This window comes from Nocardioides agri, from assembly GCF_013778305.1.
Classification (GTDB): Bacteria; Actinomycetota; Actinomycetes; order Propionibacteriales; family Nocardioidaceae; genus Nocardioides; species Nocardioides agri.
On the sequence record NZ_JACEIC010000001.1, the window covers coordinates 732,533 to 758,300 of the forward strand.

Annotated in this window: 28 protein-coding genes; 13 read left to right on the plus strand and 15 right to left on the minus strand. The window is 72.0% G+C overall.

The window, feature by feature from the left end; all coding sequences use genetic code 11:
* Nucleotides 1-22: 22 nt before the first annotated feature.
* The 3 genes from HZF07_RS24310 to HZF07_RS03745 are packed head-to-tail and all read right to left on the minus strand — an operon-like array spanning nt 23 to nt 4,912.
* Nucleotides 23-2,416: a GcvT family protein gene (locus HZF07_RS24310; RefSeq protein WP_181644727.1), complete on the minus strand. Its 2,394-nt coding sequence runs from the start codon at nt 2,414-2,416 to the stop codon at nt 23-25.
* Entirely contained in the window at nt 2,409-3,308 is a 900-nt protein-coding gene (locus HZF07_RS03740) for a phosphotransferase (RefSeq protein WP_181644728.1), read from the minus strand. The genes HZF07_RS24310 and HZF07_RS03740 overlap by 8 nt, the downstream gene beginning before the upstream one ends.
* Nucleotides 3,305-4,912 carry an amino acid permease gene (locus tag HZF07_RS03745; protein ID WP_157347041.1) on the minus strand — a complete coding sequence of 536 codons (1,608 nt, stop codon included), beginning with the start codon at nt 4,910-4,912 and terminating at the stop codon, nt 3,305-3,307. Before HZF07_RS03745 ends, HZF07_RS03740 begins: the two co-directional genes overlap by 4 nt.
* A gap of 148 nt (nt 4,913-5,060) precedes the next feature.
* Between HZF07_RS03745 and HZF07_RS03750 the strand changes: the two genes are divergently transcribed.
* The 7 genes from HZF07_RS03750 to HZF07_RS03780 are packed head-to-tail and all read left to right on the plus strand — an operon-like array spanning nt 5,061 to nt 11,674.
* Nucleotides 5,061-5,795, plus strand: a complete 735-nt coding sequence (locus HZF07_RS03750) for a FadR/GntR family transcriptional regulator (protein ID WP_309504399.1) — start codon at nt 5,061-5,063, stop codon at nt 5,793-5,795.
* Nucleotides 5,796-5,802: 7 nt separating this feature from the next.
* The gene (locus tag HZF07_RS03755) at nt 5,803-7,167 is read left to right on the plus strand and encodes a glutamine synthetase family protein (RefSeq protein WP_309504401.1); all 1,365 of its coding nucleotides are present in this window, start codon (nt 5,803-5,805) and stop codon (nt 7,165-7,167) included.
* Complete coding sequence (locus HZF07_RS03760) at nt 7,168-8,526, plus strand: aldehyde dehydrogenase family protein (protein WP_309504403.1); 1,359 nt, start codon at nt 7,168-7,170, stop codon at nt 8,524-8,526. It begins immediately after the preceding gene.
* 25 nt (nt 8,527-8,551) lie between these two features.
* Nucleotides 8,552-9,331: a 3-oxoacyl-ACP reductase gene (locus HZF07_RS03765; RefSeq protein ID WP_181644729.1), complete on the plus strand. Its 780-nt coding sequence runs from the start codon at nt 8,552-8,554 to the stop codon at nt 9,329-9,331.
* Nucleotides 9,331-10,044 (plus strand): gamma-glutamyl-gamma-aminobutyrate hydrolase family protein, encoded by a 714-nt coding sequence (locus tag HZF07_RS03770; RefSeq protein ID WP_157347045.1) that lies wholly within the window; start codon nt 9,331-9,333, stop codon nt 10,042-10,044. The genes HZF07_RS03765 and HZF07_RS03770 overlap by 1 nt, the downstream gene beginning before the upstream one ends.
* Complete coding sequence (locus HZF07_RS03775) at nt 10,041-10,709, plus strand: glycerophosphodiester phosphodiesterase (RefSeq protein WP_157347047.1); 669 nt, start codon at nt 10,041-10,043, stop codon at nt 10,707-10,709. The genes HZF07_RS03770 and HZF07_RS03775 overlap by 4 nt, the downstream gene beginning before the upstream one ends.
* Entirely contained in the window at nt 10,706-11,674 is a 969-nt protein-coding gene (locus tag HZF07_RS03780) for an alpha/beta hydrolase (protein WP_309504405.1), read from the plus strand. The genes HZF07_RS03775 and HZF07_RS03780 overlap by 4 nt, the downstream gene beginning before the upstream one ends.
* A gap of 64 nt (nt 11,675-11,738) precedes the next feature.
* Here the strand turns inward: HZF07_RS03780 and HZF07_RS03785 are convergent, their stop codons facing one another.
* Complete coding sequence (locus tag HZF07_RS03785) at nt 11,739-12,398, minus strand: nitroreductase family protein (protein WP_157347049.1); 660 nt, start codon at nt 12,396-12,398, stop codon at nt 11,739-11,741.
* 53 nt (nt 12,399-12,451) lie between these two features.
* Here HZF07_RS03785 and HZF07_RS03790 point away from each other — a divergent pair, with 53 nt between their 5' ends.
* The gene (locus HZF07_RS03790) at nt 12,452-12,811 is read left to right on the plus strand and encodes a DUF4267 domain-containing protein (RefSeq protein ID WP_157347051.1); all 360 of its coding nucleotides are present in this window, start codon (nt 12,452-12,454) and stop codon (nt 12,809-12,811) included.
* 12 nt (nt 12,812-12,823) lie between these two features.
* Here HZF07_RS03790 and HZF07_RS03795 read toward each other — a convergent pair whose 3' ends face one another.
* The 4 genes from HZF07_RS03795 to HZF07_RS03810 are packed head-to-tail and all read right to left on the minus strand — an operon-like array spanning nt 12,824 to nt 16,008.
* Nucleotides 12,824-13,588 (minus strand): sulfite exporter TauE/SafE family protein, encoded by a 765-nt coding sequence (locus HZF07_RS03795; RefSeq protein WP_181644730.1) that lies wholly within the window; start codon nt 13,586-13,588, stop codon nt 12,824-12,826.
* Complete coding sequence (locus tag HZF07_RS03800; RefSeq protein ID WP_181644731.1) at nt 13,585-14,703, minus strand: SPFH domain-containing protein; 1,119 nt, start codon at nt 14,701-14,703, stop codon at nt 13,585-13,587. The genes HZF07_RS03795 and HZF07_RS03800 overlap by 4 nt, the downstream gene beginning before the upstream one ends.
* A gap of 27 nt (nt 14,704-14,730) precedes the next feature.
* Nucleotides 14,731-15,192, minus strand: a complete 462-nt coding sequence (locus HZF07_RS03805; protein WP_157347053.1) for an NfeD family protein — start codon at nt 15,190-15,192, stop codon at nt 14,731-14,733.
* A 9-nt stretch (nt 15,193-15,201) separates the two neighbouring features.
* Nucleotides 15,202-16,008 carry an ABC transporter ATP-binding protein gene (locus HZF07_RS03810; protein ID WP_181644732.1) on the minus strand — a complete coding sequence of 269 codons (807 nt, stop codon included), beginning with the start codon at nt 16,006-16,008 and terminating at the stop codon, nt 15,202-15,204.
* A gap of 53 nt (nt 16,009-16,061) precedes the next feature.
* On the opposite strand from HZF07_RS03810, the gene HZF07_RS03815 reads away from it, so the two are divergent.
* Both HZF07_RS03815 and serB read left to right on the plus strand, forming a co-directional pair.
* Nucleotides 16,062-16,796 (plus strand): hypothetical protein, encoded by a 735-nt coding sequence (locus HZF07_RS03815; RefSeq protein ID WP_181644733.1) that lies wholly within the window; start codon nt 16,062-16,064, stop codon nt 16,794-16,796.
* A gap of 34 nt (nt 16,797-16,830) precedes the next feature.
* The gene (gene serB, locus HZF07_RS03820; RefSeq protein ID WP_157347055.1) at nt 16,831-18,045 is read left to right on the plus strand and encodes a phosphoserine phosphatase SerB; all 1,215 of its coding nucleotides are present in this window, start codon (nt 16,831-16,833) and stop codon (nt 18,043-18,045) included.
* A 122-nt stretch (nt 18,046-18,167) separates the two neighbouring features.
* On the opposite strand, the gene HZF07_RS03825 is transcribed toward serB, so the two are convergent.
* The 4 genes from HZF07_RS03825 to HZF07_RS03840 are packed head-to-tail and all read right to left on the minus strand — an operon-like array spanning nt 18,168 to nt 20,452.
* Nucleotides 18,168-18,686: a SixA phosphatase family protein gene (locus tag HZF07_RS03825; RefSeq protein ID WP_309504408.1), complete on the minus strand. Its 519-nt coding sequence runs from the start codon at nt 18,684-18,686 to the stop codon at nt 18,168-18,170.
* 4 nt (nt 18,687-18,690) lie between these two features.
* Nucleotides 18,691-19,464: an enoyl-ACP reductase FabI gene (fabI, locus tag HZF07_RS03830; protein WP_157347057.1), complete on the minus strand. Its 774-nt coding sequence runs from the start codon at nt 19,462-19,464 to the stop codon at nt 18,691-18,693.
* Nucleotide 19,465: 1 nt separating this feature from the next.
* Nucleotides 19,466-20,197 carry a beta-ketoacyl-ACP reductase gene (locus HZF07_RS03835; protein WP_181644734.1) on the minus strand — a complete coding sequence of 244 codons (732 nt, stop codon included), beginning with the start codon at nt 20,195-20,197 and terminating at the stop codon, nt 19,466-19,468.
* A 42-nt stretch (nt 20,198-20,239) separates the two neighbouring features.
* Nucleotides 20,240-20,452, minus strand: coding sequence for a dodecin (locus tag HZF07_RS03840; RefSeq protein WP_157347059.1), 213 nt, complete (start codon nt 20,450-20,452; stop codon nt 20,240-20,242).
* 58 nt (nt 20,453-20,510) lie between these two features.
* On the opposite strand from HZF07_RS03840, the gene HZF07_RS03845 reads away from it, so the two are divergent.
* Both HZF07_RS03845 and HZF07_RS03850 read left to right on the plus strand, forming a co-directional pair.
* Nucleotides 20,511-20,849 carry a DUF3099 domain-containing protein gene (locus HZF07_RS03845; protein ID WP_157347061.1) on the plus strand — a complete coding sequence of 113 codons (339 nt, stop codon included), beginning with the start codon at nt 20,511-20,513 and terminating at the stop codon, nt 20,847-20,849.
* Between the two features lie 127 nt (nt 20,850-20,976).
* Nucleotides 20,977-21,180: an acetone carboxylase gene (locus tag HZF07_RS03850; protein WP_181644735.1), complete on the plus strand. Its 204-nt coding sequence runs from the start codon at nt 20,977-20,979 to the stop codon at nt 21,178-21,180.
* A gap of 1 nt (nt 21,181) precedes the next feature.
* Here the strand turns inward: HZF07_RS03850 and moaA are convergent, their stop codons facing one another.
* Nucleotides 21,182-22,162, minus strand: a complete 981-nt coding sequence (moaA, locus tag HZF07_RS03855; protein WP_157347620.1) for a GTP 3',8-cyclase MoaA — start codon at nt 22,160-22,162, stop codon at nt 21,182-21,184.
* Between the two features lie 55 nt (nt 22,163-22,217).
* On the opposite strand from moaA, the gene HZF07_RS03860 reads away from it, so the two are divergent.
* Complete coding sequence (locus tag HZF07_RS03860) at nt 22,218-23,219, plus strand: SURF1 family cytochrome oxidase biogenesis protein (protein WP_181644736.1); 1,002 nt, start codon at nt 22,218-22,220, stop codon at nt 23,217-23,219.
* Here the strand turns inward: HZF07_RS03860 and HZF07_RS03865 are convergent.
* Together HZF07_RS03865 and HZF07_RS03870 are read right to left on the minus strand one after the other, a co-directional pair.
* Nucleotides 23,105-23,860: an SDR family oxidoreductase gene (locus tag HZF07_RS03865; RefSeq protein WP_157347063.1), complete on the minus strand. Its 756-nt coding sequence runs from the start codon at nt 23,858-23,860 to the stop codon at nt 23,105-23,107. The genes HZF07_RS03860 and HZF07_RS03865 overlap by 115 nt on opposite strands.
* Nucleotides 23,861-23,869: 9 nt before the next feature.
* A complete protein-coding gene (locus tag HZF07_RS03870; RefSeq protein WP_220131828.1) occupies nt 23,870-25,735 on the minus strand; it encodes an ABC transporter ATP-binding protein in 1,866 nt (621 codons plus the stop codon).
* Nucleotides 25,736-25,768 lie beyond the last annotated feature (33 nt).

Below are 25,768 nucleotides of genomic sequence, written 5' to 3' on the forward strand. Positions count from 1 at the left end.
CCCGGGTTGTCCGCCACCGCGACTACCTCAACGGCGGCTGCAGCGACAGGCGTACGCCGTGGCGCTCGCCCGCAACGTCCACCTCGAAGCCACCGGCGGCGAGCCAGTCGGCGGTCACCGGGCCATCGTGGCGGACGTAGGCCAGGCCCACCGACGAGCCCACGGTCTCGCCCCAGGCGGCGCTGGTGACCTGGCCAGCGGCCACACCGTCGCGCAGCAGGAGCTCGCCGCCCCACAGCATCGGGTCGGGCGACTCGACCACCAGCGACACGAGCCGACGCCGCGCGCCCCCGGCCGCCAGCGCGGCACGGTGCTCCTCCAGCGCGGCTCGGCCGAGGAAGTCCTTGTCGCCCTTCAGGGCCGTGGCGAAGACGAGGCCGGCCTCGGCCGGGCCGTAGTCCGGGGTGAGCTCACGGCCGAAGGCGCGGTAGCCCTTCTCCAAGCGCAGCGACTCGATCGCGTAGTAGCCCGCATCGGTGGCACCGGCCGCCGAGACCGCCTCGTACACCGACAGCGCCGCGTCGGCGGGCACCAGGAGCTCCCACCCGACCTCGCCGACGTAGGTCATCCGGGTCGCCCGCAGGGACGTGCCCGCCACGGTCGCCGGCCGTGACGTGGCGAACGGGAACCCCTCCTCGGACCAGTCATCGGCCGAGAGCGAGGAGAGCAGCGCGCGAGACCGCGGACCCATCACGCCGAGCACGGCGTAGGACTCGGTGACGTCCGTCGCCGGCACGTCGTGCCGCGCCAACCAGTCCAGGTCGCGGACCGTCGTCGCCGAGCTGGAGACCAGCAGGAAGGAGTCGGCGCCGCTGCGGGTGACGGTCAGGTCCGCCTCGTAGGTCCCGCGGTGGTTGAGGAACGGCGTGTAGACGCAGCGCCCGATCGGCACGTCGACGTCCGCCGCGCACACCCACTGCAGCGTCTCGAGCGCACCGGGTCCGGAGACCTCGTACTTCGAGAACGACGTCTGGTCGAAGACCGCGACGTCGGTGCGGCAGGCCGTCTGCTCGGCGGCGCACGCCGCCAGCCACGACGGCTTGCCCCACGTGTAGTCCAGCGACGGCGCGAAGACGTTGGGCCGCTCCCAGCCCATCCGGGCACCGAAGCTCGCCCCGCGCTCCGCCAGCGTCGCGTGCAGCGGCGACGTCCGCTGCGGGCGACCGGACTCGAGCTCGCGGTTGGGCCACGGCACCGCGTAGTGCAGGCCCAGGACCTCCGACACCCGGGACCGGAGCCACCCGTGGTCGCCGTGGAACGGCGCGAACCGCCGGACGTCGACCGCGACCAGGTCGTCCTGCGGCTCCCCCGCCACGATCCACTCGGCGAGCGCTCGGCCGGCGCCGCCGGCCGACGCGATCCCGACCGAGTTGAAGCCGGCGCCGACGAAGTAGCCGCGCAGTCCGGGCGCCTCGCCGAGGAGGAACTGGTTGTCGGGCGTGAAGGACTCCGGTCCGTTGTAGAACTTCCGGATGCCGGTCTGCTCGAGCGCGGGGATCCGCAGCAGGGCCTGCTCCATGAGCACCGAGAAGTGCTCCCAGTCCTCCTCGAGCAGCTGGAACTCGAAGGGGTAGGGCAGGTCGTCGGGCGAGCGCCAGGGCTTGGCCTCGGGCTCGAAGCCTCCGACGGCCAGGCCGCCGGTCTCCTCCTTGAAGTAGGTCCACCCGTCGGGGTCGCGCATGATCGGCAGGTCCGGGTGCGTGCCGGGCACCGCCTCGGTGACGACGTAGAAGTGCTCTGCGGAGTGCAGCGGCACGGTCACACCCGCCAGGTCGCCGAGGGCCTTGGCCCACTGGCCGCCGCAGTTGACCACGACCTCCGCCTCGACGTCGCCGGCGTCCGTGTGCACCCCGGTCACCCGCCCCCCGGCGATCGGGAACCCGGTCACCCGCACTCGTTCCACGATCCGCGCCCCACGCTGGCGGGCGCCCCGCGCAAGCGACTGCGTGAGGTCCGCGGGGTTGACCTTGCCGTCGCCCGGGAGCCAGAGCGCGCCCAGCAGGTCGTCGACCCGCATCGGCGGCCACAGCTCCTGCGCCCGGTCCGGCGACACCAGCTCGCAGGGCAGGTCGTAGGCGACCGCGTTGGCCGCCGTACGCCGCAGCTGCACCATGCGGTCCTCGGTCCGCGCGACGACGACGCCGCCGACGTTGCGGTAGCCGGTAGCCAGCCCGGTCTCGGCCTCCAGCGACGCGTAGAGCTCCGCCGAGTACTGCACCAGCCGGGTGCCGCTCTCGGAGGCGCGCAGCGGTCCGACCAGGCCCGCCGCGTGCCAGGTGGTGCCGCACGACAGCGTGCCCTGCTCGAGCAGCAGCACGTCGGTCCAGCCCAGCCTCGTCAGGTGGTAGGCGACCGAGGTGCCGATCACCCCGCCCCCGACGATCACCACCCGGGCGCGGCTCGGGAGGTCAGCCACCCGTCGCCTCCTCGAGCAGTCGCCGGAAGCCGGGGCCGCGGAAGGTCGCGGCCGCCTTCTCGTACCGCTGCAGTCCCCAGCCGCGGAAGTCGTAGTCGATCGGGCTCGCGGCGGCCTGGATGAAGCCCCACAGGGACCAGCCGTACTCGCTGCACAGCGCCTGCAGCCGCACCCGCGCGAGCCGGGCGGGCGTCACCGCGCCGAAGTACGCCGCGACGTACGCCTCGACCTGCTCGACGCTCAAGTTGCACTCGGTGGCGGTGTTGCCGAGCTCGAAGCACGGGTCGTTGTTGCCGGAGTACTCGTAGTCGATCAGCCAGGCGGCGGTGCCGTCGTCGATGAAGTTCGCGGCCAGCAGGTCGTTGTTGCAGGGCACCGTCGGCGGCGCAGTCTCGGTCAGCACGCGGCGTACGTCGGCCCAGGCGGCCGCGTGGTCGTCGTACCCGAGCGGCAGCCAGTAGCCCTGAGCCCGCACGGTCCGCAGGTACGCCGCCTGCCGGGCGAACATGTCGAAGTCGTTGACGAACCGGGGGCCCGCGTGCAGACGCCGGGTCGCGTCCGCGGCCCGCTGCAGCACGCCGGGGTCGGCGAAGTCCGAGTCCTCCAGCGACCGGCCCCGGAGGAAGGAGATCACCAGCAGCGAGAGCTCGGGGCGGTACTCCAGCACCTCGGCCCCCACTCCGGCCTCCGCCGCGAGGGCGGTGTTGGCGGCCTCGGCGTCGCGGTCGATGCCGAGCAGCGTGGCGTCACCGAGCGCCCAGCGGACCACCAGGTCGAGCCCGTCGTCGGTGACGACGTGCAGGTTCCGGTTGGTCAGGCCACCCGGCAGGTCCGAGACGCGCCAGGACCGCCCCGCCAGGCAGGCGAGGCGGTCCAGAGCGGCTTCGGTCACTCGTCGAAGGCCTCGACGACCGCCTGGTCGATCGTGTGCTTCGGTCCGGTGAACCAGTGCCTCGCCGAGGCGAACCACCAGATCGTCAGGATGAGCAGGGCGCCCAGCGTCACGATCGGCGCGTAGTTGACGAACTTCCACTCGAACTCGTCGCGGAACGGGTTGGCGGCCGGCGTGGTCGGCATCATGAGGAACAGCGACACCACCACGATCTCGATGACCGCGATCGGGTTCATCCACTTGTACTTGCTGCCGTTGGTCCAGCTGCCCGCCTCGAACGCGTCACCCATCCGCCAGCGCAGGAAGATCGGGATCGCGAACGCGAGGTACAGGCCGATCACCGCGATCGACGTCACCGCGTAGAACGCCAGCGGGACCGGCGTGCCGCCCACGTCCACCTTGATCAGCGCGGGCAGTGTCAGCAGGGCGGAGCACACGCCGACGAAGACGACCGCGTTGGCCGGCACGCGGGCCGCCGTCAGCTTCTGGAAGACGGCCGAGCCGGGGATCGCGCCGTCGCGGCTGAAGGCGAACGTCATCCGCGAGGCAGACGTCATGCACGACGTTGCGCAGAAGAACTGCGCCGACGCCGAGATGAACAGCACGAACGTCGCCCAGTTCTGGCCGAGTGCCGTCAGGAAGATCGGCTGCACGCCGAGCCCGGCGAGCGCGTTGTCCGCCTGACCGGTCTCCGGGTTGTCGGGGATCGCGAACACGACGCAGAGCAGCAGGATGTAGCCGCCGATCACCGAGTAGAAGATCGAGCGCCAGATGCCCTTCGCCGCAGCCTGGGACGCCGCGGCCGTCTCCTCGGACAGGTGGGCGCACGCGTCGAAGCCCGTGATCGTGTACTGCGTCAGGAGGAAGCCGAACGGCACGATCGCGAACCAGAACGCGAGGGTGGTGGTGCTGCCGTCGGCGTACCCGGAGTTGTTGAAGCGCTCCGTGAAGACGTAGCTGAAGCTCTGGTGCTGGTCGGGCACGAAGATCAGGACCAGCACGATCGCGCTCGCGCCGATGACGTGCCACCACACGGAGACGTTGTTCATGATCGCCATCAGGTGGCCGCTGAAGATGTTCAGCAGGGAGACCAGCGCCAGCACGATCACGAAGATCACGAACACCCGGGTCAGCGAGTAGTCGGCCGCGAACGACTCCGAGTAGGTGCTGATCGTCAGGTCGATGAACGTCGCGCACCCGTAGGAGACGCCGGCCGTCACCGCGACCAGACCGATCAGGTTGAGCCACCCCGTGAAGAAGCCGGCCGCCGGGCCGCCGAGCTTCGAGGCCCACCAGTAGATGCCGCCGGACGTCGGGTAGGCCGACACCAGCTCCGACATCGTGAACCCGATGATCAGGATGAAGACGCCGAGGATCGGCCACGACCACGAGATCGAGATCGGACCGCCGTTGTTGAAGCCGGCGCCGAAGTTCGTGAAGCAGCCGGCCAGGATCGAGATGATCGAGAAGGAGATCGCGAAGTTGGAGAACCCTGACCAGGACCGGTTGAGGTCCTGCTTGTACCCGAGTCTCGCCAGGTGCTTCTCGTCTTCGCTGAGCTCTGGAACAGGGTGAACCGGGACCGGCTCGTGTGCTTCGGGCATGCTGCACCCCTCCGGGAGAGTTCGTGCGAATGTGAACCGGACGCTAGACCCGGGCAGATTCTGGTGTAAAGACGTTCCCGTAAAAATGGTATGAACTCAGACCATTGGCGTCATTGACCCGCGGCGCCCGGAGCCGAAGGATGAACCCGTGACCGCCTCCCCTGACCAGCACCTCCCCGGGGCGGTGCTGCGGCCGGTGCGCGGGCATCACGCGTTCGAGGCGTGCGTCGAGCAGCTGGCGACCGCGATCCGCCTCGGCGTCTATCCGCTCGGCTCTGCGCTGCCGCCGGAGCGTGAGCTCGCCGCGATGCTCCACGTCTCGCGAGCGACGCTGCGCGAGGCCATGGCGGCGTTGCGCGAGGCGGGCCTGGTCGAGACCACCCGAGGCCGCGGCGGCGGCACCGTCGTCACCCTCAAGCCGCGGACCCCGTCCGCCCGGGCGGCCGCGCGGATCTCGGCGAGGCGCCGCAGGGAGTGGCTGGACGCGCTGGAGTTCCGCCGGATCGTCGAGCCGGGTGCGGCGTACCTCGCGGCGAGCGCCACCCTCGGCGACGAGCAGCGCGGGCAGCTCGAGCGCGCCCACGCCGAGGTCGCGGCCGCGAGCAAGCCCGCCGAGCACCGCCAGGCCGACTCGCGCTTCCACCTGACCATCGCAGCCCTGTCGGGCTCGTCCCGGACCGTCGAGGCGGTCACGTCGGTGCAGGCGACGCTGCACGAGATGCTGCTGGCGATCCCGGTGCTCGGCACCAACATCGCCCACTCCGACCGCCAGCACGGCGCCCTGGTGCGGGCGATCGAGGCGGGCAATGCCGAACGGGCGCGCAAGACCATGGAGCAACACTGCGACGACACGGCCGCGCTGCTGCGCGGCCTCGTGGGATAGGAGACCGGTGACCGAGCTGCGCAACGACCGCCACCTGACGATGGAGCGGCTGCTCGACCTGATCGGGACGGACAAGATCGACACCGTCGTCGTCGCGTTCACCGACATGCAGGGCCGGCTCCAGGGCAAGCGGCTGCACGGGCACTACTTCCGGGACGTCGTGGTGCCGCACGGCACCGAGGGCTGCAACTACCTGCTCGCGGTCGACGTCGAGATGAACACCGTGCCTGGCTACGCGATCTCGTCCTGGGAGCAGGGCTACGGCGACATGGACTTCGTGCTCGACCACCGCACGATCCGGCTGCTCCCCCACCTGCCGGCGACCGCGATGGTCCAGTGCGACCTGGTCTGGCCGGACCACCGGCCCGTCGTGCAGTCGCCGCGGACGATCCTCACCCGGCAGCTCGACCGTGTCGCCGAGCGAGGCTGGCAGGCGCTGGCGGGGACCGAGCTCGAGTTCATCGCGTTCGACACGACCTACGAGGCTGCGCACGACTCCGGCTACCGGGACCTGCGTCCGGCCAACCAGTACAACGTCGACTACTCGATCCTCGGCACGTCGCGGATCGAGCCGCTGCTGCGCGAGATCCGCAACACGATGTACGCCGCCGGGCTCGACGTCGAGGGGGCCAAGGGCGAGTGCAACTTCGGCCAGCACGAGGTCGGGTTCCTGTACGCCGACGCGTTGACGACCGCGGACAACCACGTCGTCTACAAGAACGTCGCGAAGGAGATCGCAGCCCACCAGGGCAAGGCGATCACATTCATGGCGAAGTACAACCAGCGCGAGGGCAGCTCGTGCCACATCCACCTGTCGCTTCGCGGGCAGGACGGCGGGCTGGTGTTCTGGGAGGACGGCGCCCGCACCCCGCTCTACGACCAGTTCGTGGCCGGCGTCCTCGCGACGGTCGCGGACTTCACGCTGCTCTACGCGCCGAACATCAACTCCTACAAGCGGTTCGCCGACGGCTCGTTCGCGCCGACCACGATCGCGTGGGGGCTCGACAACCGCACCTGCGCGGTGCGGCTCGTCGGCCACGACGCCGGTGCTCGGATGGAGAACCGGATCCCCGGCGCCGACGTGAACCCCTACCTGGCGCTCGCGGCGATGCTCGCCGGCGGCCTGCACGGCATCGAGAACGAGCTCGAGCTCGAACCGGCGTTGGAGGGCAACGCCTACACCTCGGACCGGCCCAAGGTGCCGCACACCATGGCCGAGGCGCGCGAGAGGTTCTCCTCGTCGGAGATCTCCCGGGCGGCCCTGGGCGACGAGGTCGTGGACCACTACGCCAACATGGCCGACGTCGAGCTGGCGGCCTACAACGCCGCCGTGACCGACTGGGAGCTCCACCGTGGATTCGAGAGGCTGTAAGTGACCGACCTGTTCACCGTCATCAACCCGGCGACCGCGCAGCCGGTGACCGACGTGCGCGAGGCGACCCTGGCCGACGCAGACGCGGCGATCGAGGCCGCCCACGCCGCGTTCCCCGCCTGGAAGGCGCTGCCACCGGGCGAGCGCGCCGCGCTGCTGCGTCGCTTCGCCTCCGTCGTCGACGCCCACATCGATGAGCTCGCCGAGCTCGAGGTCCGCAACGCCGGCCACACCTGGGGCAACGCGCGCTGGGAGGCCGGCAACGTCCGCGACTGCCTCAACTACTACGCCGGCGCGCCGGAGCGGCTCTTCGGTCGCCAGATCCCGGTGGCCGGCGGCATCGACGTCACGTTCTACGAGCCGCTCGGCGTCGTCGGCATCATCGTGCCCTGGAACTTCCCGATGCCCATCGCGGGCTGGGGGTTCGCGCCTGCGCTAGCGGCCGGCAACACCGTCGTGCTCAAGCCCGCCGAGCTCACCCCCCTGACCGCGATCCGGCTCGGCGAGCTCGCCCTCGAGGCGGGTCTGCCCGAGCACGTCCTCACGATCGTCGCCGGCAAGGGCTCGGTCGTCGGGGAGCGGTTCGTGACCCACCCGCTGGTGCGCAAGGTCTGCTTCACCGGCTCGACCGAGGTCGGCAAGCGGATCATGGCCGGCTGCGCCGACCAGGTGAAGCGGGTGACGCTCGAGCTCGGCGGCAAGAGCGCCAACATCGTGTTCGCCGACGCCGACATCGCCGCGGCGGCCGCCAGCGCGCCGTACGCCGTGTTCGACAACGCCGGTCAGGACTGCTGCGCCCGCTCGCGGATCCTCGTCGAGCGCTCGGCCTACGACGAGTTCCTGTCCCACCTCGAGCCCGCCGTGACCGCGCTGCGGGTGCTCGACCCCGGCGACGAGTCGTCCGAGATGGGTCCGCTGATCTCCGCGCAGCAGCAGGCCAGCGTGCGGGGCTACCTCGACGGGGTCGACGTGGCGTTCGCCGGCTCGGCGCCCGACGGGCCGGGCTTCTGGGTGCCGCCGTCGGTGGTGACCGTGGACGACCCGGCGGAGCGGATCTGGCGCGAGGAGGTGTTCGGGCCGGTGGTCGCGGTGATGCCGTTCGACGACGAGGCCGATGCCGTCGCGAAGGCCAACGACACCGAGTACGGCCTCTCCGGCTCGATCTTCACCAACGACCTCGGCCGCGGCCTGCGCGTCGCCCGCGCCGTGGAGGCCGGCAACCTCAGCGTCAACTCGCACTCCTCGGTCCGTTACTGGACGCCGTTCGGTGGCTACAAGCAGTCCGGCCTCGGCCGCGAGCTCGGGCCCGACGCCCCCCAGTCGTTCAGCGAGCTGAAGAACGTCTACTTCGCCCACTGATCAACCCAGCTAGAGAGGCAGCAACGTGGCAGGACGCATCCAGGACCGGGTCGCGGTCATCACCGGCGGCTGCTCGGGCATCGGCCTGGCCACTGTGCGCCGGTTCGTCGCCGAGGGCGCCAAGGTCGTCATCGGCGACATCGACGACGCCCGTGGCGCCGAGGTCGTCGAGGAGCTCGGCGGCGCGAGCGTCGCGACCTACGTGCACGTCGACGTGACGTCGAAGGAGGAGGTCGACGCCCTCTTCAAGACCGCCCACGACACCTACGGCTCGGTCGACATCGCGTTCAACAACGCCGGCATCAGCCCGCCCGAGGACGACTCGATCCTCGACACCGACCTCGATGCCTGGCGCAAGGTGCAGGAGGTCAACCTGACCTCGGTCTACCTCTGCTGCAAGGCCGCGCTCCCCTACATGCTCGAGCAGGGCAAGGGCTCGATCATCAACACCGCCTCGTTCGTCGCCGTCATGGGGGCGGCGACGAGCCAGATCTCCTACTCCGCATCGAAGGGCGGCGTGCTGTCGATGACGCGCGAGCTCGGCGTGCAGTTCGCCCGCCAGGGCGTGCGCGTCAACGCCCTGTGCCCGGGGCCGGTCAACACGCCGCTGCTCCAGGAGCTGTTCGCCAAGGACGAGGAGCGGGCGGCCCGGCGGCTCGTGCACGTGCCGATGGGTCGCTTCGGCGAGCCGGAGGAGATGGCGTCGGCGGTGCTCTTCCTGGCCTCGGACGACTCCTCCTTCATGACCGCCAACACGTTCCTGGTCGACGGCGGCATCTCCGGGGCCTACGTCACCCCGCTCTGATGCCTGCCCCCGTCATCGGGCTCACCACCTATCGCGAGGACGCGGCCTGGGGGGTGTGGCAACAGCGCGCCGACCTGCTCCCGGCGCAGTACGCCGCCGCGGTCGAGGCGGCCGGCGGCGTACCGCTGCTGCTGCCGCCCGTCGACGTCCCGGGCGCGGCCGACGCGGTCGCGGAGCGCCTCGACGGTCTGGTGATCAGCGGCGGCGCGGACGTCGAGCCCGGGCGGTACGACGCCGAGCCGCACCCGCGGACCACGGGCTGGCGTCCGGACCGGGACGCCTGGGAGCTGGCGCTGCTGGACGCTGCCGAGGCGGTGGGCCTGCCGGTCCTCGGGGTCTGCCGCGGGATGCAGGTGATGGCCGTGCGCGCCGGCGGGACCCTCGACCAGCACGTGCCCGACCTCGTCGAGCACGAGCAGCACTCCCCCGGCGGCCCCGAGTTCGGCGCGATCGAGGTGACCACGACCCCGGGCAGCCGGCTCGCCGGGCTGGTCGGCGACCGGCTCGCCGTCAGCTGCCATCACCACCAGTCGGTGCGGACACACCCGGGTTTCGCGCCCGTCGCGCACGCCGCGGATGGCACGCTGGAGGCCATGGAGGCGAACGGAGAGCGGTTCTGCGTGGGCGTGCAGTGGCACCCGGAGACGGCCGTCGACGTCGGTCTCCTCGCCGGGCTGGTGCGCGCGGCCGCGGCATACAACGCGGACCGATGACGCTGGTCAGTGCCCACCGGTGCCTCACCGCCGAGGCCATCGAGGCCGCGATCGACCTGGGCGCCGACTACGTCGAGTTCGACGTGCAGCGGTGCGCCGACGGATCCCTCGTGCTGCTCCACGACCCGGTCGACGTGGCGCCGCCCGGCACGCTCGGGTACGCCGAGGCGCTGGAGCTCCTGGCCGGGCGGGTTCGCCTGCACCTCGATCTCAAGGTCGAGGGCGGCGAGGTGCCCGTCGTGGCGCAGGCCGTCGACCGGCTCGGCGCGGACCAGCTGCTGGTGACGACCCTGGACGACGACGGGGTGCGCGCGGTCCGCGACTGGGCCGAGGCCGAGGGGCACGACCTGCTGGTCGGCCTGTCGCTCGGCCGTGGCCTCCGCGACATCCCGGTGCTGCACGGGATCCGGATCCGGCTCACCGAGCTCTTCCCCGGGGCCCGCTACCGCAGCGCCGGTGCGAACCTCGCGGTCGCCCACCACTGGCTGGCGCGGCTGCGGGTACGCGCTTTCGCGCGCCGGCACCGGCTGCCGCTGCTGGTGTGGACCGTGGACACCCCGCGCGCGCTGGCGTTCTGGATGCGACCCCGACGGGCCTGGCTGGTGACCACGAACCACCCGGACCTCGCCCTCCGGCTGCGCGGTGCTGGAAAGATGCTCCCGTGAGCCGCAGAACCCTCGACGTGCTGGAGACCGACGTCCTCGGTGAGCCCTACCTCGCCGAGACCATCACCCTCCCGCCGGACGACGAAGGTCCGGTCGTGGCGACGCTGGTCGTCCGGCGCGCGGCGCAGCCCACCGGCAGGGCGGTGCTGCACATCCACGGCTTCTGCGACTACTTCTTCCAGACGGCGTACGCGGAGTGGTGGAACGCCCGCGGCTACGACTTCTACGCGCTCGACCTGCGCAAGTACGGCCGGTCGCTGCGTCCCCACCAGACGCCCAACTACGTCGCCGACCTGCGGGAGCACTTCCCGGAGATCGACGCCGCCTACCTGCGGGTGTCCGAGCGCGACGACCACGACCACGTCGTGATGAGCGCCCACTCGACCGGCGGTCTGATCGTGTCGCTGTGGGCCAACGAGCGGCGGCACGCCCTCGCCGGGATGGTCCTCAACTCGCCCTGGCTCGACATGCAGGGCGGCCCGGTGATGCGCGGCGTCGGTACGACGATCGTCAAGCAGCTCGGCGCCCGCCAGCCGATGCGGACCATCCCGCGCACCATCGAGGGCCACTACGCCGCCAGCCTGCACGCCGACCACGCCGGCGAGTGGACCTTCAACCTCGACTGGAAGCCACTCGGCTCCTTCCCGGTCACGTTCGGGTGGCTGCGGGCGATCCGGATGGGCCACGACGAGCTGCACGCCGGGCTCGAGGTCGGCTGCCCCGTGCTCGTGCTCTCCTCCGCCGGCACCCGGTGGCCCAAGGAGATGGGCCCGGACGTCCACAACTACGACATCGTGCTCGAGGTGCCGCAGATCCGGCAGTGGGCCACCGCCCTCGGGTCCCACGTCACCTACGTCGCCATCGAGGGCGCCCGCCACGACGTCGTGCTCTCGCTGAAGGAGCCGCGCGAGAAGGCCTACGCCGAGATGGGTCGCTGGCTCGGCACCTACGTCGACGCCGACTGAGCCGTCCGTCGACGCGCAGCACCTCAGCTCGGGTACGAGCTCGGGTACGCGCTCGGCCAGTCGCTCAGAGCGCCGCGCCGTCGAACCGCTCCAGCGTCACGAACTCCGACACCGGCCGGCGCGTGAGCCTGGTGAGCTGCTTGACCGGCTTCCCGAGCGGCAGGACGGCGGCCACGGCGTACCTCTCCGGGATGCCGAGCAGCTCGCGGACGGCGGGCTCCTGGGCGACGGCCATCGTGGTGATCGTCCCGCCGAAGCCCTCGTTGCGGGCCGCGAGCAGGATGTTCCAGACCAGCGGGTAGACCGAGGCGCCACTGACGACCCCGATCCGGTCGAGGTGCTGGTCCATCGCGGCGACCAGCCCGAGGTCCACGCACACCACGAGCACGGCGCCGGCGGTCAGGACCGGCTTGGTGAACTGCTCGGGCACCTCGGTCGCCGCGATCTCCGCCGGGGTCGGCGCCGGGGCCTCGAGGGGGTTCCACGGGCTCTGCCCGGCCCTGATCTGCGCCAGGTAGCGCCGGACGGCCGGCTTGTTGAGCTCGGCGATCCGCTCGCGGGTGGCCCGGTCGCGGACGACGATCACGTGGGTGCCCTGCCGGTTGCCCCCGCTCGGGGCGAACCGGGCGTTGTCGAGGATCCGGCGCAGCGTGTCGTCGGGCAGCGGCTCGTCGGTGAACTCGCGGACGGCCGGGGTCGAGCGCATCACGTCATACAGGTCCATGGGGCGAGCCTGTCACGGGCGCGGTCGACCGGGCGACCGCTACGGTGCTCGGCATGAACCCTGTGATCGGACTCTCGCTCGGCCGGATCGCGGTGGGTGCCGCCGCGGTGGCGAACCCGGAGCTCGCGGCCCGGGCGTTCCGCCTCGACCCCGTGAGCAACCCCCAGGTCCCCTACGTCACGAGGCTCTTCGGGACGCGCGAGATCGCGCTCGGCGTCGCGACGCTGGTCGCGCGCGGGAGGTCGCAGCGCGGGCTGATCGGGGTCGGCGTGCTCGTCGACGCCGCGGACGCCGCCACGGGCTACCTCGCGATGCAGGACGGCACAGTGTCGAAGAAGACCGCCATGACGCTCATCGGCCCGGCCGTCGGGGCCACGGTCTCGGGGCTGATCGGGCTGCTGCGGCGCAGCTGAGTGTCCCGGCGCTCAGCCGAGGACGAACACGCCGAGCGCCACCGTCCCGACGACGACGATCGCGATCCGCAGGCCCAGCGGGGGCAGGCGACGCCCGACGGTGGCGCCGATCTGGCCACCGATCACCGAGCCGACGCCGATCAGCAGCACGATCCACCAGTCGACGTCGGCGACGAAGGCGAAGATCAGGCCCGCGATCGCGTTGACCACCGCGGCGAGGACGTTCTTGACGGCGTTGAGCCGCTGGAGCGACTCGTCGACGCCGGTCCCGAGCACCGCCATCAGCAGCACGCCCTGGGCCGCACCGAAGTACCCGCCGTACACACCGGTCACCAGCACGCCCGGCCAGACCCACCAGGTGCCGTGGTAGGGCATCCCCCCGGTGTCGTCGTGGCGGCGAGCGACCCAGGCGGAGATGCGCGGCTGGAGCACGACCAGCACGAGTCCGAGCACGATCAGGATCGGGACGATGGTCTCGAAGGCACCCGCAGGCAGCACGAGCAGCAACACCGCGCCCGCCGTACCGCCCACGAACGACGCGACGCAGAGGCGCAGCACGCGGGACCGCTGGCCCTCCAGCTCGCGGCGGTAGCCGATGGCGCCCGAGACGGAGCCGGGCACGAGGCCGATCGTGTTGGAGACGTTGGCGGTCACCGGCGGCACGCCGAACGCGAGCAGGGTCGGGAACGTGATCAGCGTTCCCGACCCCACCACGGTGTTGATGGTGCCGGCCGCGACCCCGGCCAGCAGGACCGCGACGATCTCGAACAGACTCACGTGGTCGGAGGCACCTCACCCGGTCCGACCGCCGGGTCGGTGTCGGCCGGCGTCGCGGGGCGCCCCGGGCGGGCGGCGCTCTCGGCCGCGGCGATCGCCTGCTCCACCGCGGCGTTGGTCTTGCGCAGCTCCGCGTCGACGTCGGGGGCCGCGCCCGGCCCCATCTCGACGCGGGTGCGCGGGCCGTCGACCTGCTGCGGGATCCCCTCCATGTTCGTGAGCGTCGAGCCGAGTCCCTCGAGGGCCTTGCCGATCTCGCTGGGCACGATCCAGAGCTTGTTGGACTCGCCTTCGGCGATCTTCGGCATCATCTGGAGGTACTGGTAGGCGAGCAGGGACTGGTCCGGCCGGCCGTCGTGGATCGCCTGGAACACGGTCTGGATCGCCTGGCCCTCACCCTGGGCGCGCAGGATCTGCGACTCACGGTCGGCCTGGGCACGCAGGATCTGGGACTCGCGCTGGCCCTCCGCGTTGAGGATCGCGGACTGCTTGTTGCCCTCGGCCGTGAGGATCGCCGACTGCCGCTCGCCCTCGGCGGTCAGGATCGAGGCGCGCTTGTCACGGTCGGCGCGCATCTGCTTCTCCATCGCGTCCCGGATCGACACCGGCGGGTCGATGCTCTTGATCTCCACGCGCTTGGCCTTGAGGCCCCATCGCCCGGTGGCCTCGTCGAGCACGCTCGCCAGGCCGGCGTTGATGGAGTCGCGGCTCGTGAGCGTCTCCTCGAGGTCCATGCCGCCCACGATGTTGCGGACGGTCGTCATCGTCAGCTGCTCGACGGCGGTGATGTAGTTGCCGATCTCGTACGTCGCCGCGACCGGGTCGGTGACCTGGAAGTAGATGACGGTGTCGATCGAGACGCCCAGGTTGTCCTCGGTGATCACGTTCTGCGGCGGGAAGGAGACCACCTGCTCACGCATGTCGATCACGTAGCGCACCCGGTCGATGAACGGGACGATCAGGTGGGGGCCGGCACCGAGGCTCTCCTTGTAGCGCCCCAGCCGCTCCACCAGCCCGGTGTGCGCCTGGGGGATGATCTTGATCGACTTCGCGAGCGCGATCACGACGAACAGCACCACTATTGCGACCAGCGCGATCAGCACCGTCTCGGCCACGACGTTCTCCTTCAGGTTCGGATGAGCTCAGGACTCGATCGACGGGAGGGGGTGGACGTAGGCGGTTGCGCCGCGGATCGCGAGGACCTCGACCAACGTGCCCGCCTCGATCGTCATCGACTCGTCGTACGGCTTGGCCTGCCAGTCCTCGCCCCCGATCTTGATCCGGCCCGGGACGTGCACGGAGATCGCGGTCGGCGTCAACGCCTGCAGGCCGATCAGCGTCTCGGGTCCGACGCGCAGCTCGGGACCGGTGTGCAGGCGGCGCACGATGTTGGGGCGGACCAGGGCGAGCATGCCGATGGAGATGACGCCCGCCACCAGCAGCTGCAGGACGAACGGCGCGCCGGCGGCAGCGGTGACGGCGCCGCCCAAGGCGCCGACCGCCAGCATGACGAGCACGAGGTCGAGGCTCACCAGCTCGGCGATGCCGAGGAAGGCAGCGACCCCCAGCCAGACCGCCCACGCGTTCTCGCTCAGCCAGTCCATGCGCAGACCCTAGCGCTGCCGGGTACGCCGACGAGCGGTCCAGCGACCGTCCTCGTGGTGCAGGACCAGTGGCATGCCGAACGTCGCGGAGAGGTTGTGGGCCGTGATCACGGTCGAGATCGGCCCCGCGGCGACGACCTTGCCCTTGCGCAGGAGCAGGGCGTGGGTGAAGCCGGGCGGGATCTCCTCGACGTGGTGGGAGACGAGCACCGTCGCCGGCGAGCCGGGGTCGGCCGCCAGCACGGACAGCGTCGAAACCAGGTCCTCCCGGCCGCCGAGGTCGAGCCCGGCGGCGGGCTCGTCGAGCAGCAGCAGCTCGGGGTCGGCCATCAGGGCCCGGGCGACCTGCACCCGCTTGCGCTCCCCCTCGCTCAGGGTGCCGAAGGTGCGGTCGACGAGGTGCACGGCACCGACCTCGGTGAGCAGGTCGCTGGCCCGGTCGTGGTCGAGCGCGTCGTACTCCTCCCGCCAGCGACCGACGACGCCGTAGGAGGCGGACACGACCACGTCGTGCACCCGCTCCGCCCGCGGGATCCGCTCGGCGAGAGCGACGCTGGTGAGGCCGATCCGGGGACGCAGCTCGAAGACGTCGACGGCGCCGAGCACCTCGTCGAGGATCCCGGCGACGCCGGTCGTGGGGTGGATCTGGGCGCTCGCGACCTGAAGCAGCGTGGTCTTGCCGGCACCGTTCGGGCCTAGGACCACCCAGCGGTCGCCCTCGTCGACCCGCCAGTTGATCGAGTCCAGCAGCGTCGCCTCACCTCGCCGGACGGTGACGTCGGCGAAGTCCAGGACGGCGGCCCGAGGGGTGTTCACGCGGCACACCCTATCCAGTGGATCGGCGGTTCCCACGCGTATCCTCGGCGGGCGTGAGCACTCCCCTCCCTGCCTCCGCCCGGCTGGCCTGGTGGGCGACGGCGTGGCTGCGCGGGCAGGTGGTCACCGACCTCGTGGTGGACGCCGTCATCGGGCCGGACGCCACCCACGCCGTCGCCGGCCTGCCCGGCACCACGACCACCGAGAGCCTGGTCGTCGGCCTGGGCAGGCTGCGTGCGCTGGGCGCGAGCTCCGTGGGCGCGGCCTTCCCGATCGACGGCGATCCGGCCGGTCTCGGCGGCCCGGCGGCGTTCAACGCCGAGGCGCTGTCCGTCGGCGAGGCCGTGGTGGTGGCCGACGCCGCGGTCGGGTTGGTGCCGGTCCGCACGGGCGCCGCGATCACCTGGGTCGCCCACCCTGCCGAGCGGCGCCCGCTCGCGGACGTCGGCGAGGCGGACCGGGCGCTCCGTGCGGCGATGCCGGCTGCGGCTGACGCGCTGGCCGCGCTCGACGTCGCCCGCTGGCGTCCGGAGGTCGCCGACGAGCTGATCGACCTGCGCCGCGCCGCGCCGCTGCAGGCGCCGCCCGGTGTGCCGGCCCGGTGCGTGGACCTGGCGGGCCGCGCGCTGCAGGCGATGGCGATCGTCGACCTCGCGCTGGAGGACGACGGCGGCGCCGTCAGCGCGTCCGAGATCGGGGCCCGCCGGCAGGCACTGGTGCCGCTGGAGCGGGCCGGCCGCCACGCGCTCCTGGCCGCCTGCTCGCCCGAGGTCTGGCCGCCGTCGTGAGTGGCGTCCGGCGGGCGATAGCCTCGCGCGTGAGATGACTGACGCGAAGCCGGAGACCCTGCTCATCACGCTGACCGGCAAGGACCGGCCCGGCGTGACGTCCGCCGTGTTCGGCGCGCTCGCCGGCGCGGGCGTCGAGGTGATCGACCTCGAGCAGATCGTGATCCGTGGCCGCCTCGTCCTCGGCGTGCTCGTCACCACGCCTCGCAACGCCGATCGCCTCCGCTCGGCGGTCGAGGCCACCGCGTCCGAGCTGGGCATGGCCGTCGAGCTGGAGCACGGCGTCGGCGACAACCGGGCCCGCGGGCTCGGCCGCTCCCACGTCACGGTGATCGGCGTACCGCTCCGGGCCGCCGCGATGGCCGCCGTGGCCGGGCGGATCGCCGACGCCGGAGCGAACATCGACCGCATCGAGCGGATGGCGCGCTATCCCGTCACCGCCATCGACCTGCACGTCTCCGGCGTCGACACCAACGCCCTGCGGTCGGTGCTCGCCGTCGAGGCAGCCGCCCACGGCATCGACATCGCGGTGCAGCCGGCGAACCTGATGCGCCGCGGCACGCGGCTGGTCGTCATGGACGTCGACTCGACGCTGATCCAGGGCGAGGTCATCGAGATGCTCGCCGAGCACGCCGGGTACGCCGCCGAGGTCGCCGCGGTCACCGAGCAGGCGATGCGCGGTGAGATCGACTTCGAGGAGTCGCTGCGCAGCCGGGTCGCGCTGCTGCAGGGCGTGCCCGCCACGGCGATCGACGACGTGTACGCCGCCATCGAGCTCGCTCCCGGCGCCCGGACCCTGGTGCGCACGTTGGGCCGGCTCGGCTACCGGTTCGCGATCGTCTCGGGTGGCTTCAGCCAGATCACCGACCGGCTGGCCGAGGACCTCGGGATCCACTTCTCGCGGGCCAACGAGCTCGAGATCGTCGACGGCGTCCTGACCGGGCGGGTGCTCGGTCCCGTCGTCGACCGGGCGGGCAAGGCGGCCGCGCTGCGCGAGTTCGCCGCCGAGATCGGGGTGCCGGAGGCGGCGACGATCGCCATCGGCGACGGCGCCAACGACCTGGACATGCTCAACGCCGCCGGCCTCGGCATCGCCTACAACGCCAAGCCGATGGTCCGCGACGCCGCCGACACCTCCGTCAGCGTGCCGTACCTCGACGCGATCATGTACCTCCTCGGCATCTCCCGCGAGGAGATCGTCGCGGCCGACGCCGAGGCCGGCTTCGTCACGCCTGCGCCGCCGGTGTGAGGCGGTGTCGGAATCACCGGTGCACCGGTGATTCTGTCACTTCTCAGGCGTTGCAGCGGCCGAGAAGTGACAGGAGAGCCTGAGGAGTACGCCGCCGCCGAGTACGCGCCGCGTACGCCGCGTCAGCCGCGGCCGACGTGGAACGCGTCGAGCCGGGCGCCGGCGACGCCGAGCGACGACCAGTCGCCGTCGTAGGAGAAGACGGCGACCGCGCTGGTGGGGAAGTCCGTCGCCATGGCCGCGACCGCGTCAGGGTCGCCGGTGCCGTCGTCGAGCATCTGGGCGAGGTAGGCCATCGTCGGGTTGTGGCCGACGACGACCACGCAGGTCGCGTCCTCGGGCACCAGCCGGACCAGGTCGATCGTGGTCTCGGGGCCGGCGGCGTAGAGCCCTCGGTCGAGGTCAGGCTCGAGCGTCCAGCCCGCGCCGTCGCTGACCGACGCCCACGTCTCCTGGGTGCGCAGGGCGGCCGACACGAGCGCGTGGTCCGGCTCGACGCCGATCGACGCCAGCCAGGCGCCGGCCTCGGCCGCGTCGCGATGGCCCCGGTCCGCCAGGGGCCGCTCGAAGTCGGTCGGTCCGTGCTGCTCGGCCTTCGAGTGCCGCATCACGACGAGACGGCGGGGTGGTGCTGAGCTCACCAGGTCAGGCTCCCATGGCGTGGAACCCGCCGTCCACGTGCACGATCTCGCCGGTGGTCGCCGGGAAGAAGTCCGACAGCAGCGCACAGACCGCCTTGGCCGTGGGCGTGTGGTCGGCGTTGTCCCAGCCGAGCGGCGAGCGCGAGCTCCACATCGACTCCAGCTCCTCGAAGCCCGGGATGGCCTTCGCCGCCAGCGTCTTCAGCGGGCCGGCCGAGACCAGGTTGACCCGGACGCCCTCCGGGCCGAGGTCGCGGGCGAGGTAGCGCGACGTTGACTCCAGGCCCGCCTTCGCGACGCCCATCCAGTCGTACGCCGGCCACGCGACCGTCGCGTCGAAGGTCAGCCCGACCACGGACCCCCCGTTCGACATCAGCGGGAGGCTGGCCATGGCCAGCGACTTCAGGGAGTACGCCGAGACGTGCACCGCCTGCGCGACGTCCTCCCACGGCCCGGTGAGGAACTTGCCACCCAGCAGCGTCTCCGGGTTGCCGTAGGCGATGGAGTGCACCACCCCGTCGAGCCCGTCGACGTGCTCGCGGACCTGCGCCTCGAGCCCGGCCAGGTGGTCGGGGTCGGTCACGTCGAGCTCGAGCACCGGCGGCTCGACGGGGAGCCGCTTGGCGATCCGCCGGGTGATGCCGAGCGCCCGGCCGAAGTTGGAGATCAGCACGGTCGCGCCCTGCTCCTGCGCCACCTTGGCGGTCGCGAAGCCGATCGAGGAGTCCATCGTCACGCCCGCGACGAGGATCCGCTTGCCGTCGAGGATGCCGCTCATGTCAGTGCCCCATTCCGAGTCCACCGTCGACCGGGATGACCGCCCCGGTGACGTACGCCGCGCCGGGGCCGGTCAGCCACAGCACCGTGTCCGCGATCTCCGCCGCTGAGCCGTAGCGGCCCAGCGGCACCTGCGCCTTGATCGCGGCCTTCTGCTCGTCGGTGAGCACCCCGGTCATGTCGGTCTCGATGAAGCCGGGGGCGACGACGTTCGCGGTGATCGACCGCGACCCGAGCTCCCGGGCCAGCGACCTCGCCATGCCGACGAGACCGGCCTTCGACGCCGCGTAGTTGGCCTGGCCGGCCGAGCCGAGCAGGCCGACGACCGAGGAGATGAAGACGATCCGGCCGCGGCGCAGCCGCAGCATGCCCTTCGCCGCCCGCTTGGCGAGCCGGAAGGAGCCGGTGAGGTTGGTGTCGATGACCGACGACCAGTCCTCCTCCGACATCCGCAGGATCAGCGTGTCGGCGGTGATGCCGGCGTTGGCGACCAGCACCTCCACGGGACCGTGCGCCTCCTCGATGGTGGCGAACGCCGCCTCGACCTGCGCCGGGTCGGTCACGTCGCAGCGCACATCGAGCGCCCCGTCGGGGGCGCCGCCGCTGCGGGTAGTGACCGCGACCTTGTCGCCGTTGGCCACGAACGCCTCGGCGATCGCGCGGCCGATGCCACGGTTGCCGCCGGTCACGAGGACCGACCTGGGCTCCTGTGCTCCGCTGTGTTCTGAGCTCACGTCACGTGACGCTAGCCATTACCGCCGGGTACGCGGAAACGGTCAGTCGTCCTCGAGCCGGAAGCCGACCTTCATCCCGACCTGGAAGTGCTCGACGGCACCGTCCTTGATCTGGCCGCGGACCTGCGTCACCTCAAACCAGTCCAGGTGGCGCAGCGTCTGCGAGGCGCGCGCGATGGCGTTGCGGATCGCGGCGTCGACGCCCTCGGGCGAGGTGCCGACGATCTCGGTGACCCGGTAGGTGCGGTTCGTCATGACCCGAGCCTAGCGACCACGGCGCCGGTCGCCGTGGGGCGCGACGTACGATCGAAGAATGTCCCGGATCGCACGTCGCAAGCATGACGACGCGGTCCGCATCACGACCGCCGCCAGCAACCCCGAGGCGGAGATCTCCGCCCGGCAGCGCCGCTACGTGATCTCGATGACCATCCGCACCGTCTGCTTCGTCTGCGCGGTCCTGGTGGGGCCGGGGTGGCTGCGCTGGGTGCTGATCGCGGCCGCGCTGCTGCTGCCCTACGTCGCGGTTGTGATGGCCAACGCGGCGACCAGCAAGGACGACGGCTTCGCCCTGCCACCGGGCGGGTACGACGTCAAGGAGCTCGGTCCGGAGGACGACGGTTATCGACCGCCCGAAACGGGCCCTCATCCTTGACTTCACCCGGACGGGTGAAAGAATCCACGCGCGAGCCGGGTCTCCCCCGTCCTGGATCGCACGTGGTGCCGGACGGCTTCCCCCGTGGCTGTCTGGCACCACCTCATTTCCCAGGAAGGGCCCCCACGTGACCGAGGTGACCGAGGCCGCCGTCTGCTCGGCGAAGGGCTGCCAGGAGCCCGCCACCTGGGAGCTGCAGTGGAACAACCCCAAGCTGCACACCCCCGACCGTCGCAAGGTCTGGCTCGCCTGCGACCGGCACCGGCAGTCGCTCGCGGACTTCCTCGGCGCGCGGCAGTTCCTGAAGGACGTCGTCCCCCACCGACCCTGAGTCAGCCGCCGATGGCCGACATCGGCCGGTCGGGCTGCAGGAAGGTCGGGTCGTCGATGCCGTGCCCGGCCCGCTTGCCGAGCATCGCGACCACCCAGCGGCCGGCGATCTCGTCGTCGCTCGCCCCGCTGCGCAGCGCGGCGCGCAGGTCGGACTCCTCGCGGGCGAACAGGCAGTTGCGCACCTGGCCGTCAGCGGTGAGGCGGACCCGGTCGCAGTCGCCGCAGAAGGGCCGGGTGACCGAGGCGATGACCCCGACCGTGCCCGGACCGCCGTCGACGCGGAAGAGCTCGGCCGGCGCGCTCCCGCGCGGCTCGTCCACCGGTTCGAGCACGAACTCGGCATCGAGCGCGGCGAAGATCTCGTCCGCCGTGATCATGCCGTCCCGCGACCAGTGGTGCTGGGCGTCCAGCGGCATCTGCTCGATGAACCGCAGCTCGTAGCCCTCGGCCAGCGCCCAGCGCAGCAGCTCGGGTGCCTGGTCGTCGTTGATGCCGCGCATCAGCACGGCGTTGACCTTGACCGGGCCGAGACCGGCCGCCCGGGCGGCCTCGAGGCCGGCCAGGACGTCGTGGAGGCGGTCACGCCGCGTGATCGCCAGGAAGCTCTCGGGCCTGATGCTGTCGAGACTCACGTTGACCCGGTCCAGCCCCGCGGCGGCCAGTGCCGACGCGGTGCGCGCCAGGCCCAGCGCGTTGGTGGTCAGCGAGGTCTCCACGCCCAGCGCGTGGGTACGCCGCACGATGTCGACGAGGCCACGGCGTACCAGCGGCTCGCCGCCGGTGAATCGGACCTCGCGGACCCCGAGCATCTCGACCCCGATCCGGACCAGCCGGACGACCTCGTCGTCGGTGAGCACCGACTCGTCGGGCAGCCAGTCCAGGCCCTCCGCCGGCATGCAGTAGGAGCAGCGCAGGTTGCATCGGTCGGTCAGCGAGACGCGCAGGTCGGTCGCGACTCGGCCGTAACGGTCCTCGAGCATCCTGGTGGCCACCCCTGCAGTCTAGGCGCCCCCCGGTCGCGGCTAGCCTCGTGACGTGCGGTCGTGGCGGTTCCTCCTCACGCGACGCTGGCTGGTCTTCGCCGCCGTCGTCGTGGTGTTGTGCTACGCCGCCTGGTGGCTCGGCCAGTGGCAGTTCCACCGCCTCGAGGACCGCAAGGACCGCAACGCCGTCGTCCGCGCCAACGAGGACCGCGACCCGGCCACCGTCAGCGACGTGCTCGCCCCCGGTCGTCCGGTGGCCGAGGACGACGAGTGGCGCCAGGTCACCGCGACCGGCACCTACGACACCGACAACACGGTGATCGTCCGCTACCGCACCCGTGACGGGCAGTCGGGCGTGGACGCCGTCGTGCCGCTGGTCACCACCGACGGGGCGACGCTGCTCGTCGACCGGGGCTGGATCCCGGTCGACAACCAGGGCAGCGCGCAGCCGAGCGACCTGCCTGCGCCGCCGACCGGCGAGGTGACCGTCGAGGGCTGGGTGCGTGCCGACGCGACCGGCGACAGCACCACCGTCGACGAGCGCTCGACGAGGGCGATCTCCAGCGCCGAGATCGGTCCGGCGATCGGGCAGGAGGTCTACGGCGGGTTCGTGGTCCTCGAGTCCGAGGACGGCGAGCCGGCCGCCGGCCTGGAGCCGGTGGAGCTGCCGGAGCTCGACAACGGCCCGCACTTCTTCTACGGGCTCCAGTGGTGGTTCTTCGGCCTGCTCGCGATCGTCGGCTTCGGCTACCTCGCGTGGGACGAGCGGCGCTCCCAACGCCGTGGCGAGCCGTCGCCGGCCGAGGGTGCGCTGGCCGAGCGCAAGCGCCGCCGACAGGCCAAGGACGCGCACAAGCAGCGGGTCAGGGCGGCCTACCAGCAGGCGTACGCCGAGGAGCGCGCCGCCCGCGAGGCCCACCGGGATGCCGCCCGAGAGGATCAGAGCGCGCGCACCATGCCGCCGTCGACGGGCAGCATCGCACCGGAGACGAACGACGCCGCCGGCGAGAGTAGGAACGCCGCGACCCGGCCGAACTCCTCCGGCACGCCGTAGCGCCGGAGCGGGATCGTCGCGACCGCCGCGGCCCGCGCCGCCTCCGGGTCGCCGCTCGCGGCGTCGAGCTCCGCGACCCGCTCGGTGCCGACGCGGCCGGGCAGCAGCCCGTTGACGCGGACGCCGACCGGGCCGAGCTCGTCGGCGAGGGTCTTGGCGACCATCGCCAGCCCGGGACGCAGGCCGTTGGAGATCGCCATGTCCGCCAGCGGTGCGCGGACGCTCGACGACAGCACGAAGCACAGCGAGCCGCCCGCCGGCAGCGCGGCGCCGACCTCGCGGCCGATCCGCACGGCCCCGAGGAACACCGACTCGAACGCCGCCGTCCACTGCGCGTCGGTGATCGCCGTGACGGCGCCCTTGGGCGGGCCACCGACGCTCACGAGGGCTCCGTCGATGCGCCCCCAGCGACGCTGCGCGGCCGCGAGCAGCCGGCCGGCCGTCGCCGGGTCCGCGTTGTCCCCGGCGACGACCTCGACGGACTCCCCCAGCGCCTCGCGGGCGGCGGCGAGCGTCTCCTCGGACCGACCGGAGAGCACGACCCGGGCGCCCTCGGCGACGAGCACGTCGGCGGTCGCCCGGCCGAGGCCGCGCGCTCCACCGGTGACGACGTAGACGCGGCCGGTGAGATCGAGGTCCATGCGGCGACTCTAGACAGGCGCGGGTGGCTGGTCCTCGATGAACTGGGTGCGGTAGAGGTCGGCGTAGAGACCGCCCTCGGCGAGCAGGCTCGCGTGGGTGCCGCGCTGCACGATCCGGCCGTCGTCGACGACGAGGATCTGGTCGGCGCCGCGGACCGTGGAGAGCCGGTGCGCGATCACCAGCGACGTGCGACCCTCCAGCGCCGCGTCCAGCGCCCGCTGGACCGCCGCCTCGGACTCGCTGTCGAGGTGGGCGGTGGCCTCGTCGAGCACGACGATCGAGGGCGCCTTGAGCAGCAGCCGCGCGATCGCGAGCCGCTGTCGCTCGCCGCCCGAGAGGCGGTAGCCGCGGTCGCCGACGACGGTGTCGAGGCCGTCGGGCAGGCTGCGGATCAGCCCGGCGATCTGGGCGGCCTCGAGCGCCACCCAGACGTCCTCGTCGGTGGCGCCGGGCCGCGCGTAGAGCAGGTTGGCGCGGATCGTGTCGTGGAACATGTGCGCGTCCTGGGTGACGTAGCCGACGACGGCCTCCAGGGAGTCGAGCTGCACGTCGCGCACGTCGTGGCCGCCGACCCGCACCGCGCCGGAGGCGGCGTCGTAGAGCCGCGCGACCAGGTGCGTCATCGTGGTCTTGCCGGCGCCCGAGGGGCCGACGAGCGCCACCATCTCCCCGGGCTGCGCGACGAAGGAGATGTCGGTGAGCACCGGGCCGCTGTCGCGCGACTCGGCGCGCGCCACCACCTCCAGCGACGCGAGTGAGATGTCCTCGGCGCGGGGGTAGGCGAACGCGACGTGGTCGAACTCCAGGCTGGCCGCGGACCGGGGCAGCACCACGGCGTCGGGGCGCTCCTGGATGAGCGACGGGAGGTCGAGCACCTCGAAGACGCGCTCGAAGCTGACGAGCGCCGTCATCACGTCGATCCGCACGTTGGAGAGCCCCTGGAGCGGGCCGAGCAGGCGGACGAGCAGCGTCGCCAGGGCGAGCAGGGTGCCGACGGTCAGCACGTCGTCGATGACGAGGTGACCGCCCACGCCGTAGACCAGCGCGGTCGCGAGCGCCGGTACGGCGAGCATCGCGGCCATGAACACCCGCTGGATCAGCGCGATCCGGACTCCGAGGTCGCGCACGACCGCGGCCTTCGCGGCGACCGCCCGGTCCTCCTCCTCGCGGCGTCCGAACAGCTTGAGCAGCATCGCGCCGCCGACGTTGAAGCGCTCCGTCATCGCGTTGCCGAGGTCGGCGTTGCCGTCCATCTGGTCACGGGTCAACCCGGCGAGCCGGTTGCCGACCCAGCGCGAGCACAGGTAGAGCAGCGGGAAGAGCAGCAGGCACAGGAGGGTGATCTGCCAGCTGAGCGCCAGCATGGCGATGCCGACCACGATCACGGAGATCGAGTTCGACACGGTGCCGGACAGCGTGGAGGTGAACGCCCGCTGGGCGCCGATCACGTCGTTGTTGAGCCGGGAGACCAGGGCACCGGTCTGGGTGCGGGTGAAGAAGGCGAGCGACTGGCGCTGCACGTGCCCGAAGACGGCGGTGCGCAGGTCGTAGATCAGTCCCTCGCCGATCCGCGAGGAGAGGTAGCCGACGAGCACGGTCAGCAGCGCGTCGAACAGGGCCACCGCCGCCATGAGCAGCGCCAGCTCCGTGACCAGGCCCCCGTCGCCGGCGAGGATCCCGTCGTCGACGATGCGCTGCACCAGCAGCGGCGAGACGACGACCAGTCCGGCGTCGACGACGGTCAGCACGAGGAAGTAGGCGATCAGGACCCGGTGCGGGGCGGCGTAGCGCAGCACCCGTCGCACCGTCCCGCGAGCGAGGCGCTGCTGCGCCGCGGTGCGGTCGGTGCGCAGGGCCCGGAACGCCGGGCCCATCCCCATACCGGCTGCCACGTCTCTCTCCTTCGG

Excerpts from the sequence above, each read along its gene's own strand:
- HZF07_RS03745 (WP_157347041.1), bottom strand. The coding sequence starts at position 4,912 with ATGCCCGAAGCACACGAGCCGGTCCCGGTTCACCCTGTTCCAGAGCTC.
- HZF07_RS03770 (WP_157347045.1), top strand. The coding sequence starts at position 9,331 with ATGCCTGCCCCCGTCATCGGGCTCACCACCTATCGCGAGGACGCGGCC.
- HZF07_RS03775 (WP_157347047.1), top strand. The coding sequence starts at position 10,041 with ATGACGCTGGTCAGTGCCCACCGGTGCCTCACCGCCGAGGCCATCGAG.
- HZF07_RS03785 (WP_157347049.1), bottom strand. The coding sequence starts at position 12,398 with ATGGACCTGTATGACGTGATGCGCTCGACCCCGGCCGTCCGCGAGTTC.
- HZF07_RS03790 (WP_157347051.1), top strand. The coding sequence starts at position 12,452 with ATGAACCCTGTGATCGGACTCTCGCTCGGCCGGATCGCGGTGGGTGCC.
- HZF07_RS03805 (WP_157347053.1), bottom strand. The coding sequence starts at position 15,192 with ATGGACTGGCTGAGCGAGAACGCGTGGGCGGTCTGGCTGGGGGTCGCT.
- serB (WP_157347055.1), top strand. The coding sequence starts at position 16,831 with ATGACTGACGCGAAGCCGGAGACCCTGCTCATCACGCTGACCGGCAAG.
- fabI (WP_157347057.1), bottom strand. The coding sequence starts at position 19,464 with ATGAGCGGCATCCTCGACGGCAAGCGGATCCTCGTCGCGGGCGTGACG.
- HZF07_RS03840 (WP_157347059.1), bottom strand. The coding sequence starts at position 20,452 with ATGACGAACCGCACCTACCGGGTCACCGAGATCGTCGGCACCTCGCCC.
- HZF07_RS03845 (WP_157347061.1), top strand. The coding sequence starts at position 20,511 with ATGTCCCGGATCGCACGTCGCAAGCATGACGACGCGGTCCGCATCACG.
- moaA (WP_157347620.1), bottom strand. The coding sequence starts at position 22,162 with ATGCTCGAGGACCGTTACGGCCGAGTCGCGACCGACCTGCGCGTCTCG.
- HZF07_RS03865 (WP_157347063.1), bottom strand. The coding sequence starts at position 23,860 with ATGGACCTCGATCTCACCGGCCGCGTCTACGTCGTCACCGGTGGAGCG.
- HZF07_RS03870 (WP_220131828.1), bottom strand. The coding sequence starts at position 25,735 with ATGGGCCCGGCGTTCCGGGCCCTGCGCACCGACCGCACCGCGGCGCAG.